Annotated in this window: 9 protein-coding genes and 2 tRNA genes; 1 reads left to right on the forward strand and 10 read right to left on the reverse strand. The window is 60.8% G+C overall.

What is annotated here, in order from left to right:
- Positions 1–57 precede the first annotated feature (57 nt).
- The 8 genes from ACHMXK_RS15555 to ACHMXK_RS15590 all read right to left on the reverse strand — a co-directional run bounded on the left by ACHMXK_RS15555 (position 58) and on the right by ACHMXK_RS15590 (position 10,870).
- A tRNA-Gly gene (locus ACHMXK_RS15555) sits at positions 58–133 on the reverse strand.
- A gap of 65 nt (positions 134–198) precedes the next feature.
- Positions 199–2,628, reverse strand: a complete 2,430-nt coding sequence (gene lon / locus ACHMXK_RS15560) for an endopeptidase La (protein WP_397441447.1) — start codon at positions 2,626–2,628, stop codon at positions 199–201.
- A 182-nt stretch (positions 2,629–2,810) separates the two neighbouring features.
- Positions 2,811–4,076, reverse strand: coding sequence for an ATP-dependent Clp protease ATP-binding subunit ClpX (gene clpX / locus ACHMXK_RS15565; protein ID WP_397441448.1), 1,266 nt, complete (start codon positions 4,074–4,076; stop codon positions 2,811–2,813).
- Positions 4,077–4,200: 124 nt separating this feature from the next.
- Positions 4,201–4,821 carry an ATP-dependent Clp endopeptidase proteolytic subunit ClpP gene (gene clpP, locus ACHMXK_RS15570; protein ID WP_318406897.1) on the reverse strand — a complete coding sequence of 207 codons (621 nt, stop codon included), beginning with the start codon at positions 4,819–4,821 and terminating at the stop codon, positions 4,201–4,203.
- Positions 4,822–4,937: 116 nt separating this feature from the next.
- Complete coding sequence (gene tig / locus ACHMXK_RS15575) at positions 4,938–6,248, reverse strand: trigger factor (RefSeq protein ID WP_397441449.1); 1,311 nt, start codon at positions 6,246–6,248, stop codon at positions 4,938–4,940.
- Positions 6,249–6,338: 90 nt separating this feature from the next.
- Positions 6,339–6,425: transfer RNA gene (locus ACHMXK_RS15580), tRNA-Leu, on the reverse strand.
- Positions 6,426–6,549: 124 nt separating this feature from the next.
- Positions 6,550–9,714 (reverse strand): efflux RND transporter permease subunit, encoded by a 3,165-nt coding sequence (locus ACHMXK_RS15585; RefSeq protein WP_397441450.1) that lies wholly within the window; start codon positions 9,712–9,714, stop codon positions 6,550–6,552.
- A gap of 7 nt (positions 9,715–9,721) precedes the next feature.
- A complete protein-coding gene (locus tag ACHMXK_RS15590) occupies positions 9,722–10,870 on the reverse strand; it encodes an efflux RND transporter periplasmic adaptor subunit (RefSeq protein WP_397441451.1) in 1,149 nt (382 codons plus the stop codon).
- A gap of 122 nt (positions 10,871–10,992) precedes the next feature.
- Between ACHMXK_RS15590 and hpnC the strand changes: the two genes are divergently transcribed.
- Entirely contained in the window at positions 10,993–11,853 is an 861-nt protein-coding gene (gene hpnC / locus ACHMXK_RS15595; RefSeq protein WP_397441452.1) for a squalene synthase HpnC, read from the forward strand.
- A gap of 31 nt (positions 11,854–11,884) precedes the next feature.
- Here hpnC and serB read toward each other — a convergent pair whose 3' ends face one another.
- Entirely contained in the window at positions 11,885–12,595 is a 711-nt protein-coding gene (serB, locus tag ACHMXK_RS15600; RefSeq protein WP_397441453.1) for a phosphoserine phosphatase SerB, read from the reverse strand.
- Complete coding sequence (locus tag ACHMXK_RS15605) at positions 12,595–13,506, reverse strand: LysR substrate-binding domain-containing protein (RefSeq protein WP_397441454.1); 912 nt, start codon at positions 13,504–13,506, stop codon at positions 12,595–12,597. The genes serB and ACHMXK_RS15605 overlap by 1 nt, the downstream gene beginning before the upstream one ends.
- Positions 13,507–13,636 lie beyond the last annotated feature (130 nt).

Consider the following 13,636-nt stretch of genomic DNA (forward strand, 5'->3'; position numbering starts at 1 on the left):
CGATCACTGTGGCGCCAATGAAAAAGGACAGCATTTTGACGTGCTGCCCTTTTGAATTGGAGCGGGAGAAGAGTCTCGAACTCTCGACCTCAACCTTGGCAAGGTTGCGCTCTACCAACTGAGCTACTCCCGCGTTATCAGCCTCGAATTATAGCGTAGATTTTTGCACCCCTGCAAACAGGGGCGAAAAAACTTTGCTTAATGCGTGACGCTGCCCAGAACTTCGGCGGCCGGAACCGCAGCAGCCGCGGGCGCAACAGCCGATTCATCCTCAGGCAAAGGCACAGGCTGGCGCACCAGCGCGATCTGCAGCACCTGGTCGATCCATTTGACCGGCACGATCTCCAGACCGTTTTTCACGTTCTCGGGAATCTCCTGCAAGTCCTTGGCATTTTCTTCCGGAATGATCACGGTCTTGATGCCGCCGCGCAGCGCGGCCAGCAGTTTTTCCTTGAGCCCGCCAATCGCCGTGACCTCACCGCGCAATGTGATTTCACCGGTCATGGCCACATCACCCCGCACCGGAATGCCGGTGATGGCAGACACAAAAGCCGTGGTCATGGCCGCGCCCGCACTCGGGCCGTCCTTGGGCGTGGCGCCGTCAGGCACGTGAATGTGGATGTCGCGCTTCTCGAACATCTCGTCCTTGATGCCCAGCACCCGCGCCCGGCTACGCACCACGGTGCGTGCAGCCTCCACCGACTCTTTCATCACGTCGCCCAGCGAACCGGTGCGTGTGATCACACCCTTACCGGGCATCATGGCCGCTTCAATCGTCAGCAGATCGCCGCCGACTTCGGTCCAGGCCAGACCCACCACCTGGCCAACCTGGTTGTGGTTCTCGGCGCGGCCGTAGTCGTACTTGCGCACACCCAGGAAATCATTGAGGTTGTCGGCCGTGACGATGACCTTGGGTGCCATCTTTTTCAGCTGGATCGCCTTGACCACCTTGCGGCAGATTTTGGAGAGCTCACGCTCCAAGGAACGCACCCCGGCTTCACGCGTGTAATAACGCACGATGTCGCGAACCGCCTGCTCCTGGATGTCCAGCTCACCGTCCTTGACACCGTTGTTCTTGAGCTGCTTGGGCAGCAGGTAACGCATGGCGATGCTGGTTTTTTCGTCTTCGGTGTAGCCGGACAACCGGATCACTTCCATGCGGTCCAGCAGGGCCGGCGGAATGTTCATGGAGTTGGAGGTCGCCACAAACATCACGTCGCTCAGGTCGAAATCGACCTCCACATAATGGTCACCAAAAGTGTGGTTCTGCTCGGGATCCAGCACCTCCAGCAAAGCGCTGGAAGGGTCGCCACGGAAGTCGGTGCCAAGTTTGTCGATCTCGTCCAGCAGGAACAGCGGATTGCGTGTGCCGGCCTTGGACAGGCTTTGCAAAACCTTGCCCGGCAACGCACCGATATAGGTGCGCCTGTGGCCGCGAATCTCGGCCTCGTCACGCATGCCGCCCAGCGCCATACGCACATATTTGCGGCCGGTGGCTTTGGCGATCGACTGGCCCAGCGATGTCTTGCCGACACCCGGAGGGCCGACCAGGCACAGGATAGGCGCCTTGAGTTTGTCGACGCGTTGCTGCACCGCGAGATATTCAACGATGCGGTCCTTGACCTTTTCCAGGCCGTAGTGATCCTCGTCGAGAACGGCCTCGGCATTCGCCAGGTCGTGCTTGATCTTGGTTTTCTTGCTCCATGGCAGGCCGGTCAACACATCGATGTAAGTGCGCACCACGGTTGCCTCGGCGGACATGGGCGACATCAGCTTGAGTTTTTTCAACTCGCTTTCAGCCTTCTTGCGGGCTTCCTGCGGCATTTTGGCCGTCTTGATCTTTTTCTCGATCTCTTCGATGTCAGCGCCCTCTTCGCCTTCACCGAGTTCTTTCTGGATCGCCTTGACCTGTTCATTCAGGTAAAAATCGCGCTGGTTTTTCTCCATCTGGCGCTTGACGCGACCGCGGATTTTTTTGTCGACATTGAGGATGTCGACTTCACGCTCGAGTTGTTCGTACAGGTTTTCCAGCCTGGCCTTGACATTGTCCAGGTCCAGAATGACCTGTTTGGCGTCAAGCTTGAGCGGCAAGTGCGCGGCAATGGTGTCTGCCAGGCGGCCGGCATCATCGATGCTGGAAATCGAGGTGAGGATTTCAGGCGGAATTTTTTTGTTCAGTTTGACGTAGTGGTCAAACTGCTGCATCACGGCCCGGCGCAAGGCTTCAATTTCGCTGGACTTGTCGCCAGGCTCGGCCACGGCGGGCTCGGCCGGTGTCACGTTGGCCGTGAAGTGAAACTCGCCTTCGTCGATCTTGTTGACCCTGGCGCGTTGCTGGCCTTCCACCAGGACCTTGACCGTGCCGTCCGGCAGTTTGAGCATCTGCAAAATCGTGGCGACACAACCGACCTCGAACATGTCTTCCACGGAAGGCTCGTCCTTGGCGGCGGCTTTCTGGGCCACCAGCATGATGCGGCGCTCGGCTTCCATCGCGGATTCCAGGGCCTTGATGCTTTTCGGACGCCCCACAAACAGCGGGATCACCATGTGGGGAAACACCACCACATCGCGCAGGGGTAAAAGCGGCAGCTCGATCGGGCTGGAAGGCAATGTAGTTTGTGCGGACATATGAACCTTAAAGGTAGACCTTGAATGAAAGCCCCGCCCCGCGATCTCGTGAACGGGCTTTCATGGTTGGGTGAAAACAATCAACTCCAACGTGGGGAGCCGCGGCTGGTTTTCAAGCCTGGCGCAGATTTATGCCGCGCCAGGCATCACCAATATCGTCGCAACTCGCCGCGTTGACGGCTTCACGCCTGTTTGGCGGCTTCACGGTACACCAGCAATGGTGCCTTGTTTTCTTCAATCGTCGACTCGTCAACCACCACCTTTTCCACGTTGCTGGTGTTGGGCAGGTCAAACATGGTGTCGATCAGGGACTGCTCCAGAATCGAACGCAAACCACGCGCCCCCGTCTTGCGGGCCAGCGCCTTGCGGGCAATCGCCTTGAGCGCCGAGGGGCGAATTTCCAGGTCCACACCTTCCATGGACAAAAGCTTGCTGAACTGCTTAACGACCGCGTTTTTCGGCTCGGTCAGGATCTGCACCAGGGCGTCTTCGGTCAGTTCTGCCAGGGTCGCCACGACGGGCATACGACCCACCAGCTCGGGGATCAGGCCAAACTTGATCAGGTCTTCCGGCTCCACATCCTTGAACGACTCGGTCAGACTACGGGATTTTTTGCTTTTGACGATGGCACCAAAACCAATACCCGATGCCTCGGTGCGGTTTTCGATGACTTTTTCCAACCCCGAGAACGCGCCACCGCAGATAAACAAGATGTTGGTGGTGTCCACCTGCAGGAAGTCCTGATTCGGGTGCTTGCGCCCGCCCTGCGGCGGCACAGAGGCCATGGTGCCCTCGATCAGCTTGAGCAGCGCCTGCTGCACACCCTCGCCCGACACGTCACGCGTGATGGACGGGTTGTCGGACTTTCGCGAAATCTTGTCGATTTCGTCGATGTAGACAATGCCCTGCTGCGCGCGCTCGACTTCGTAGTTGCAGCTTTGCAGCAGTTTCTGAATGATGTTTTCAACGTCTTCACCCACATAACCGGCTTCGGTCAAGGTGGTGGCATCGGCCATCACAAAAGGAACGTTGAGCGTGCGGGCCAGGGTCTGGGCCAGCAAGGTCTTGCCGGAGCCCGTCGGGCCGATCAGCAAGATATTGCTCTTGGTCAGCTCAACGTCGTCTTTTTTGGCTTTGTCCTTGTGACGCAGGCGTTTGTAGTGGTTGTAGACCGCCACGGCCAGCGTGCGTTTGGCCGGTTCCTGGCCAATCACATAACCGTCCAGCGTGGTCTTGATCTCCAGCGGCGTCGGCAGGTCGCCACGCGTTTCACGCACATCTTCCCCGGCGGGCAACTCGTCACGGATGATTTCGTTGCACAGGTCTATACATTCATCGCAGATGAAGACCGAAGGCCCTGCAATGAGCTTTTTGACCTCGTGCTGGCTTTTGCCGCAGAAGGAGCAATACAGGGTCTTTTCGCTGGAAGAGCCTTTTTTTTCGGCCATTGGTGTGGTGCCTTTTGGGTGCCCGGAGGAGTTGTTAGCTAATGATAACCAAATAAAAACGGCGTCCTCTGTTACAGAAAACGCCGTTTCGTGGTGTAACTGACAGGTTTATTGCTTGCCGAGCTTACGGTCGCTTGGCAATCACCTGATCAACCACGCCGTAAGCCTTTGCCTCGTCGGCAAACATGAAGTAATCGCGCTCGGTATCGCGCTCGATTTTCTCCACGGACTGGCCGGTGTTTTCTGCCAGGATGCGGTTCAGCTGAGCACGCGTCTTGAGAATGTCACGGGCGTGAATTTCAATGTCGGTGGCCTGGCCTTGCGCGCCGCCCGAAGGCTGGTGAATCATCACACGCGAGTTGGGCAGCGAAAACCGCTTGCCCTTGGCGCCGGCGGCGAGCAAAAAAGCGCCCATGCTGGCGGCCATGCCGGTGCACAGCGTGGACACGTCGGGTTTGATGAACTGCATGGTGTCGTAAATGGCCATGCCAGCCGTCACCGAGCCGCCCGGGGAGTTGATGTAGAAGGAAATATCCTTGTCCGGATTTTCGCTTTCGAGGAACAGCAACTGCGCCACCACCAGGTTGGCCGTCTGGTCGTTGACCGGGCCCACCAGAAAAATGACGCGATCCTTGAGCAGACGCGAATAAATGTCGTAGGACCGCTCACCACGGCCGGACTGTTCAATCACCATCGGCACCATGCCGAGGCCTTGAATGTCCTGTGCACTGCTATATGCGCTCATGTGTAACTCCAGTTGTTGGGTTGTACTTTACCCAAAATAAATGGGGCTTGAAGCCGTAGCCGCAAGCCCCTGCGCCAGAAATTGGATACACGGCAGGCGGCAGGCCCGCCGAACCATTAGTTCTGGCTCATCAATTCGTCAAAAGCCACTGGTTTTTCAACCACTTTGGCCTTGCTCAGCACAAAGTTCGTGACATTGTTTTCAATCACCACGGATTCGACTTCCGCCATGCGTTTTTGGTCACCGAAGTACCAACGCACCACATCTTCCGGTTTTTCGTAGCTGGAGGCCAGCTCTTCCACGTGGGCCTTGACCTGCTCGGCCTTGGGGAACAGGTCGTTGGCTCGGGTCAATTCGGCCACCACCAAGCCCAGGCGCACACGGCGCTCGGCTTGCGGACGGAAGATGTCGTCGGGAATCGGCGCCTTGTCGGCGTCCTTGATGCCGCGCTGCTTGAGGTCGGCACGTGCGCCTTCCACCATGCGCTCCAGCTCGGCCTGGACAATGGCTTGCGGCAGGTCGAGCTCGGCGTTGGCCAGCAGAGCGTCCATCACGGCGTTTTTGTTGCGGGCCAGCAAGCGGAACTTGACTTCACGCTCCAGGTTTTTCTTGATGTCGGCACGCAGGCCTTCCACCGATGCGTCGGCGATACCCAGGGACTTGGCCAGGGCTTCGTTGACTTCAGGCAGGTGGGCGGCTTCGATTTTCTTGACCGTGACCAGGAAGTCGGCCTGTTTGCCGGCCACGTCTTTGCCGTGGTAATCGGCAGGGAAATTCAGGGGGAAAGTCTTGCTTTCGCCGCTTTTCATGCCACGCACGGCATCTTCGAATTCCTTGAGCATCTGGCCTTCGCCGACCAGGAACTGGAAGTCTTCGGCCTTGCCGCCGGCAAAGGTTTCGCCGTCCATCTTGCCTTCGAAATCGATGGTCACGCGGTCGCCATCTTGCGCAGCCGCATCCTGGGCGCGCTGTGCGAAGGTGCGGCGCTGCTTGCGCAGGATGTCCACAGTCTTGTCTATGGCTTCGTCGGTCACTTCGGCGGTGAGTTTTTCAACTTCAGCCTGGGACAAATCACCGATCTTGACTTCGGGATAGACCTCGAAAATGGCGTCAAATGCCAGCTCGCCCTCGGGCGCGCCTTCTTTTTCGCTGATACGCGGCTGGCCGGCCACACGCAGCTTGGCTTCGTTGGCGGCGACGGAGAAAGCTTCGCCAACCTTGTCGTTCATGACTTCGTAATGCACCGAGTAGCCATAACGCTGGGCAACCACATTCATCGGCACCTTGCCGGGACGGAAACCGTCCATCTTGACCGTGCGGGCCAGGCGTTTCAGGCGTGAATCGACTTCAGACTGGATGGTGTTGACGGGCAAGGTCAACGTCATTTTGCGTTCCAGCTTTTCAAGGGTTTCAACAGTCACGGCCATGGTCTACTCCTAATATCCAGAATGTGTAAAAGACAGACTGTGCCCACGGCACTCCAAGCCCTGAGGCAATCGTCCTGAAAATCTCACTAGTGGTGCGCGGGGCGGGACTCGAACCCGCACAGTATTGCTACCGTCAGGACCTAAACCTGGTGCGTCTACCAATTTCGCCACCCGCGCTCCTGAAATAAAAACGGGAATCCTCAGCTTTTAGCCTTACGGACCCCCGCCTGAAATCGGTCAACTTTCTATTTTAACCTGTATCGGCCGCCGGTTTAGCCGGCCGCCGTCCACAAGGGCTAATTTATGCCACGGCCGGTGTTTCACGTTTGACCCGGAACCAGGCGGCGTACATCGCCGGCAAGGCCAGCAGGGTCAGCACCGTGGCCACAATCAGCCCGCCCATGATGGCAACCGCCATGGGCCCCCAGAACACGCTGCGCGACAGCGGAATCATGGCCAGCACGGCGGCGGCGGCGGTCAGCACGATGGGGCGCAGGCGCCGCACGGCCGATTCCACAATCGCGTCCCAGGCCGGAATGCCCGCCGCGCGGTCCTGCTCGATCTGGTCAATCAGGATCACCGAGTTGCGCTGGATCATGCCCATCAGGGCAATCACCCCGAGCAAGGCCACAAAACCGAAGGGGCGACCCAGCAGCAGCAAGGCACCGGCCACGCCGGCAATACCCAGCGGCCCGGTCAGGAACACCAGCATCGCGCGGCTGAAGCTGTGCAGCTGCAACATCAACAAGGTGAAGGTCAAAAACAGCATGATGGGAATGCCCGCCACGATGGAGGCCGAACCCTTGCTGCTTTCCTCGACGGCGCCGGCCACTTCGATGCGGTAACCACCCATGCCATTTTTCAGCCATTGGGCTTCCAGCGCTTTCAGGCGCGGCAACAACTCGCCGGTGACCGTGGCGCCCTGCAGGCCTTCGACGATGTCGCTTTGCACCGTGATGGCGTAGTCGCGGTTTTCGCGCCACATCACACCCGGCTCCCAGGTGAACACCGGCTTGGCGATTTGTGTCAACGGAATCGACTGACCCGAAGCCGTTGGCAGGTAGGCGTTGGCGATGTCGGTGATGGCGTTGCGCTCGTCCAGCGGCTGGCGCAACACGATGTCGATCAGATTGTCGCCTTCGCGGAACTGCCCCACCGTGCTGCCGCTTAGAATGGTTTTGGAGGCCTGCGCGATGGACTGGCTGGTGACCCCCAGCGCACGCGCCTTGGACTGGTCCACTTCCAGGCGCAAGACCTTGACCGACTCGTTCCAGTTGTCGTTGACGCCGCGGGTGTTGGGACTTTCGCGCAACACGGCCTTGACCTCGTCGGCGCGTTCACGCAGCACCAGCGGGTCGATGCCGACCACCCGGAACTGCACCGGGTAAGGCACGGGCGGGCCGTTGGGCAGCAGCTTGATACGACCGCGCACTTCAGGGAACTCCTGGGCCAGCAAGCTCGGCAACTTGATGCGCAGCGACTCGCGCACCTTCAGGTCTTTGGACAAGACGATGAATTGCGACACATTGGTTTGTGGAAACACCTGGTCCAGCGGCAAATAAAAACGCGGCACGCCGGAACCGACCCAGGCGCTCACCGAACTCACGCCCTCTTCCTTGAGCAGGCGCGCCTCGACCCGTTTGGCCGTCTCTTCATTGGCGGCAAACGAGGTGCCTTCCGGGAACCAGATATCCACCATGATCTCGGGCCGGCTGGAGTCGGGGAAAAACTGCTGCTGTACCTTGCCCATGCCCACAATGCCGAGCGCAAACACCAGAATGGTCGCGCCTATGGTGAGCCAGCGGTGCTCCACACACCAGTTCACGGTTTTGCGAAAGGTATTGTAGAAAGGCGAGTCGAACATCTCGTGCGGGCTGTCCAGCTCCGCAGCCACTTCTTGCACATGTGGTGGCGGCTTGAGCAGCAAGGTGCCCAGGTAAGGCACAAAATAGACCGAAACAAACCAGCTCAGCACCAGCGCGATCACCGTGACGGCGAAGATAGCGAAGGTGTACTCGCCCACCGTCGATTTGGCCAGGCCAATCGGCAAAAAACCGACGGCCGTGATCAGGGTACCGGTCAACATGGGCATGGCGGTGATTTCATAGGCAAAGGTCGCGGCGCGCACCTTGTCGTAACCCTCTTCCATCTTGCGCACCATCATTTCCACCGCAATGATGGCGTCATCCACCAGCAAACCCAGCGCAATGATCAGCGAACCCAGCGAAATTTTGTGCAGGCCGATGCCGAAATAATTCATCGCCAGAAAGGTCACGGCCAGCACCAGCGGGATGGTGATACCCACCACCAGCCCGGGCCGCATATCGATGTAATAACGTTTCCACCAGGGGTGCTGGCCGGGACGGCGGTGAAAACCCAGCGCGATAAAACTCACGGCCAACACAATCACCACCGCTTCGATCAACACCTTGACAAATTCATTGACCGAGCTTGTCACGGCGGTGGGCTGGTCCTGGATTTGCACCAGCTCGACACCGGCCGGCAGCGCCGTCTTGATCCGGCCCGTGGTCGCCTGCAAGGCCTTGCCCAGCGCGATGATGTCGCCGCCCTTGGCCATGGACACACCGAGCGCGATCACTTCCCGGCCCTGGTGCCGCACCTTGACGGCCGGCGGGTCCACGTAGCCACGTTTGATCTCGGCGATGTCGCCCAGACGCAGCTGGTTGCCCGAGGCGCCGCGTATCGGCATGGCGCGCAATTGCTCCACCGCTGCAAACTGGCCAGCCACCCGCACCTGCACCACGTCCAGCGGCGTCTGCACGGCGCCAGCGGATTCGACCGCGTTTTGCTGGCCCAGCTGGTTCAGCACCTGGTTGAAGTCCAGCCCGAGTTGGGCCAGACGTTTTTGCGAAATCTCGATATAGAGTTTTTCGTCCTGCACGCCAAACTGCTCGACCTTGGCGACATCAGGCACACGCAGCAGTTGCTGGCGCACGTCATCGGCAAAGGTTTTCAGCTCGGCATAGCTGAAGCCGTCGGACTGCAGGGCGTAGATCACGCCATACACGTCGCCGAAATCATCGTTGAAAAACGGTCCCTGCACACCCGCCGGTAAAGTGCCGCGCATGTCACCTATCTTTTTGCGCACGGCGTACCAGACACCGGGCACGTCGGCCGCCTTGGAGGAATCCTTGATCTGGAAAATGATCTGCGACTCGCCCGGCTTGGAGTAACTGCGTATCTTGTCGGCGTAAGGCACCTCCTGCAAGGTGCGCTCCAGCTTGTCGGTCACCTGCTCGGCCACCTGCTGCGCCGTGGCGCCCGGCCAGTAAGTACGCACCACCATCGCGCGAAAGGTGAATGGCGGGTCTTCGTCCTGGCCAAGCTGGAAATACGCGGCAAAGCCGAGCAGCATCAGCACCACCATCAGGTAACGCGTCAGCGCCGGATGGTCCAGCGCCCATTTGGACAGGTTGAAACTGTCTTTCGGTTGTACTTGGGTCATGCCGTCCTCACTTCGCTGCCGGGACGGCAGGCGCATTCGCTACGGAATTCATAGCTGGTTGCGCAGGAGGGACGGGGGCCACATCCACTTTTGGCTTATAAATCGTGACCTTCTGGCCGGGCGAAAGCACATGCACGCCGGCGCTGACCACCAGCATGCCGGGCTGCAAACCGGCGGCCACCACCGCCTCGTTGCCGTCGGCGGTGGCGATCTGGATGATTTGTGAACGCACCGTCATGCTGGCCGGGTCCAGCACCCAGACGGCGCTGGCCTTGCCGTCCTGGCGCAGGGCACTGGTCGGCAGCTTGATGGCCTGTTGGCCGCCGGCGGCCAGGCCTTGCGGCAACACATACACGGTGGCGCCCAGCGCCGGCGGCTCTGTCGTGTCCAGCGCCACCTTGACCGGGTAGGTGCGCGTGGCCGGGTCGGCGCTGGCGGAAACTTCGCGCACCTTGCCGGCCAGCTCGGTGTTTTGCGCCCAGGCACGCACCTTGACCGGCTGGCCCACCTGGAGCGCGGCGACCTTGTCTTCCGGCACGGAAAACACCACATCGCGCGGGCCGTCGGCGGCTATCCGCAACACCGGCGTGCCGGCGCTGACCACCTGCCCGACTTCGGCCTCGACCGCCGTCACCACGCCCGACACATCGGCGACCAGTACCGCGTAATGGGCCTGGTTGCCCTGCACCGCCAGCTGCGACTGCGCCTGCTCCAGCTGGGCCTGCGCCGCCTTGAACGTGGTGTCGCGGCGCTCCAGTTCGGCGCCGCTGATGAAACTCTGATCCTTCAGCTCTTTGTAACGCTTGTAATCGGCGGCCGCGAGGTCGCGGTTGGTACGAGCGGCCGCCACCTGGGCACGCGCTGCATCGGCGGCCAGTTGGAAATCTTGCGGGTCCAGCTGGGCCAGCACCTGGCCGGCCTTCACATGTTGACCCAGCTCGGCCTGGCGTTTGATGATTTTTCCACCCACCCGAAAACCCAGGCGCGACTCGACCCGCGCCCTGACCTCGCCGGCAAACTCATGGCCGGCTTGCAGCGAGTCGACACCCACCGTCATCACCTTGACGGCCCGCACCGGTTCCTCGGGGGGCGTGGGCCGGGAACAGGCGCTCAGCAACAGGGCGCCGCAAAGAACGGCAAAGGCGGTTTTATTCATGGTGTGATGGGCAAAAGCGGTGGCTGGAAAAGCCAGAAAGTACCCGGGAGAAACCCAGTTACTGACTGATCGGTTAGTAATCTAGGGTAATTACGCAGGCTTGTCAAGCGACAATCCCGGCCATGAACCCAGGCCTTGATTCCGGCACGCCACAGGCGCTGCAGCCCCCGTCCCAGCATTACGAAAACTTTCCGGTCGCCTCACTGCTCTGCCCGCCGCGGCTGCGCCCGGCGGTCGCTGCGATTTACTGGTTCGCCCGCACCGCCGACGACATCGCCGATGAAGGCGACGCCCTGCCCGCCCAACGCCTGCAAGACCTGGCAGCCTACCGCGCCGACCTGCTGGCGGTGTCCGAAGGCCGGCCACCCTCGGGTCGCTGGCCGACCGTGTTTGCCACGCTGCAGCCGGTGCTGCTGCAGTTCCAGTTGCCGGTGCCGTTGCTGGCCGACCTGCTCAGCGCGTTTGAACAGGATGTGGTCAAGCAGCGTTATGCCAGCGAGGCCGAGTTGCTGGATTATTGCCGCCGCTCCGCCAACCCGGTCGGCCGCCTGCTGCTGCACTTGTATGGCGTGAAGGATGCCGAATCCCTGGTCCAGAGCGACGACATCTGCAGCGCCCTGCAGCTCATCAATTTCTGGCAAGACCTCAGCGTGGACATCCCGCGCGGCCGGATCTACTTGCCGCAGGATGTGTGGGCCGCCCAAGGGGTTGACGAGGACCAACTGCTGCGCCTGGAGGTGAATCCAGCCACTACCAAATTAATAGCTGCCCGCGCCCATGCAGCAAGGGCCAGGATGCTAAAAGGCTCTCCACTGGTGAAAAAAGTGCCAGGCCGCGCCGGTTGGGAGTTGCGCCTGGTGGTGCAAGGTGGGCTGCGGATTCTGGACAAAATCGAAGCCATGGACTTCGCCACGCTGCGGCGACGGCCCAAGCTGAACGCCTGGGATGTGCTGGTGATGGGCTGGCGTGCGCTCTGGATGTAGGCACCCTGCCAAACACCGCCCGACCAGCGGCTTAGCGCAAAACTTCCAGCAAGCGGTCCAGCCCACCCTCGTTGATGGCCACCATGGCCTGCTGCCGCACCAGAGGTTTGGCGTGATAAGCCACCGACAGGCCAGCGACCTGCATCATGGCCAGGTCGTTGGCCCCATCACCCACGGCAATCGCCTGCGCCGGCGTGATGCCCAGGGCGGCGCAACACTCCAGCAGCTTGATCCGCTTTTGCTCACCATCACAAATGTCGCCCCAGGGCTGGGGCAACAAACGCCCGGTCAGGCGGCCGTTTTCAATCTCCAGCACATTGGATCGGGTGTCGTCCAGGCCAAGGCGTTGCTGCAGCCGGTCGGTAAAAAAGGTGAAGCCGCCGCTGACCAGAATGCAGCGCAGCCCGGCGCGTTGGCAGGCTGCGATCAGCGTTTCCACGCCGGGGTTGAGCTGCAGGCGCTGGTCATACACGGCTTGCAGCGCCGACACGGGCACGCCGCGCAACAAGGCCACGCGCTGGCGCAGGCTGTCCTTGTAGTCCGTGATGTCGCCGCGCATCGCGGCTTCTGTGAGCGCCGCGACCTGGGCCTTGCAGCCGGCGGCCTCGGCCACTTCATCCAGCGTCTCGATGTTGATCAGGGTCGAGTCCATGTCGAAGGCGATCAGCCGGAAATCGGCCAGCCGCAAGCCAGGTGCGACGCCGCGCAGTTGCAAACCCGATCCGGGAAGTTTGTCTGTCATCACTTGATTCCTTGCGGGGCCGATGCGGCATGGCCTTGCAGGCCCAGCCAGTCTATGAATTGCCGCGCCAGCCCGGCCACCGGGCTTTCGCTGCGATACAGCGCGTAAACACCCGGGCCGGGCAAACGCGGCTGGGCAAACAGCGGGCGCAAGCGGTCGGCGCGAATGTCTTCTTCCAGCAAACACCAGGGCGCCAGCGCCAGGCCCAGGTCGTTCATGGCCGCCTGCAGGCACAAAAACTGGTGGTCAAACACCGGGCCGGGCAACTTGGGCGGCACCTGCAGCCCCGCCAGCTCAAACCAGCGCGACCAGTCGTGTTGGCCACTGGCCGCCTGCAGCAAGGGGTGGCCCAGGCAGTCGGCGACGGCATAAATCCGGTTGCGCTTGATAAAACGCGGCGAGGCCACGGGCACAAGGTAGTCGTCCAGGCAACGCACGCAACTGTGTTCAGGCCGCTGCATGGGCATGCGGCGTATCAACACGTCGCTGCTGGCCTCGGCCTGCTCGAAAAACTGCCGGCCCAGGGTGGACAGCTGCACATCGGTATCCGGCACCAGCGCCTGAAAGCCGGCCAGCCGCGGGATCAGCCATTTCATCGCCAGCGAAGGCGTGCTGCAGACACGCAGGCTGCGGCGCTGGCCGGGCGACTTCAGCAAAGTCGTGGCGCTGGCGATGCGGTCCAGGCTGGCCTGCACCTCGGTGAAATAGTCACGGGCTTGCGGCAGCAAGCTCACGCCGCGTGCTTCGCGGGTAAAAAGAGGCTGCCCGACGTATTCTTCCAGCAAGCGTATCTGCTGGCTGACCGCGCTGTGGGTGATGCTCAGCTCTTCGGCCGCCGCCGTGAAATTGGCGTGGCGTGCCGCCGCTTCAAACGCGCGCAAGGCTTTCAAGGGCGGCAAGCGGCGCGCCATCTCAGCCCCTGACCGCCATGCGGCCCCAGCCCCTGGCGCTGCCGCAGCTTGCTTTTTCGGCCAGCAAATTCTTGTCGCTCATGCGTGAAAGGAATCTTTGTTTTTTCTCTGTGATGAACACCAGCGCGGC

Origin of the sequence: Polaromonas sp. UC242_47 (genome assembly GCF_044452385.1) — a bacterium.
Taxonomy (GTDB): Bacteria; Pseudomonadota; Gammaproteobacteria; order Burkholderiales; family Burkholderiaceae_C; genus Polaromonas.

Bases quoted from the DNA above. Each gene is read 5' to 3' on its own strand.
- lon (WP_397441447.1), bottom strand. From the start codon at position 2,628: ATGTCCGCACAAACTACATTGCCTTCCAGCCCGATCGAGCTGCCGCTT.
- clpX (WP_397441448.1), bottom strand. From the start codon at position 4,076: ATGGCCGAAAAAAAAGGCTCTTCCAGCGAAAAGACCCTGTATTGCTCC.
- clpP (WP_318406897.1), bottom strand. From the start codon at position 4,821: ATGAGCGCATATAGCAGTGCACAGGACATTCAAGGCCTCGGCATGGTG.
- tig (WP_397441449.1), bottom strand. From the start codon at position 6,248: ATGGCCGTGACTGTTGAAACCCTTGAAAAGCTGGAACGCAAAATGACG.
- ACHMXK_RS15585 (WP_397441450.1), bottom strand. From the start codon at position 9,714: ATGACCCAAGTACAACCGAAAGACAGTTTCAACCTGTCCAAATGGGCG.
- ACHMXK_RS15590 (WP_397441451.1), bottom strand. From the start codon at position 10,870: ATGAATAAAACCGCCTTTGCCGTTCTTTGCGGCGCCCTGTTGCTGAGC.
- hpnC (WP_397441452.1), top strand. From the start codon at position 10,993: ATGAACCCAGGCCTTGATTCCGGCACGCCACAGGCGCTGCAGCCCCCG.
- serB (WP_397441453.1), bottom strand. From the start codon at position 12,595: ATGACAGACAAACTTCCCGGATCGGGTTTGCAACTGCGCGGCGTCGCA.
- ACHMXK_RS15605 (WP_397441454.1), bottom strand. From the start codon at position 13,506: ATGGCGCGCCGCTTGCCGCCCTTGAAAGCCTTGCGCGCGTTTGAAGCG.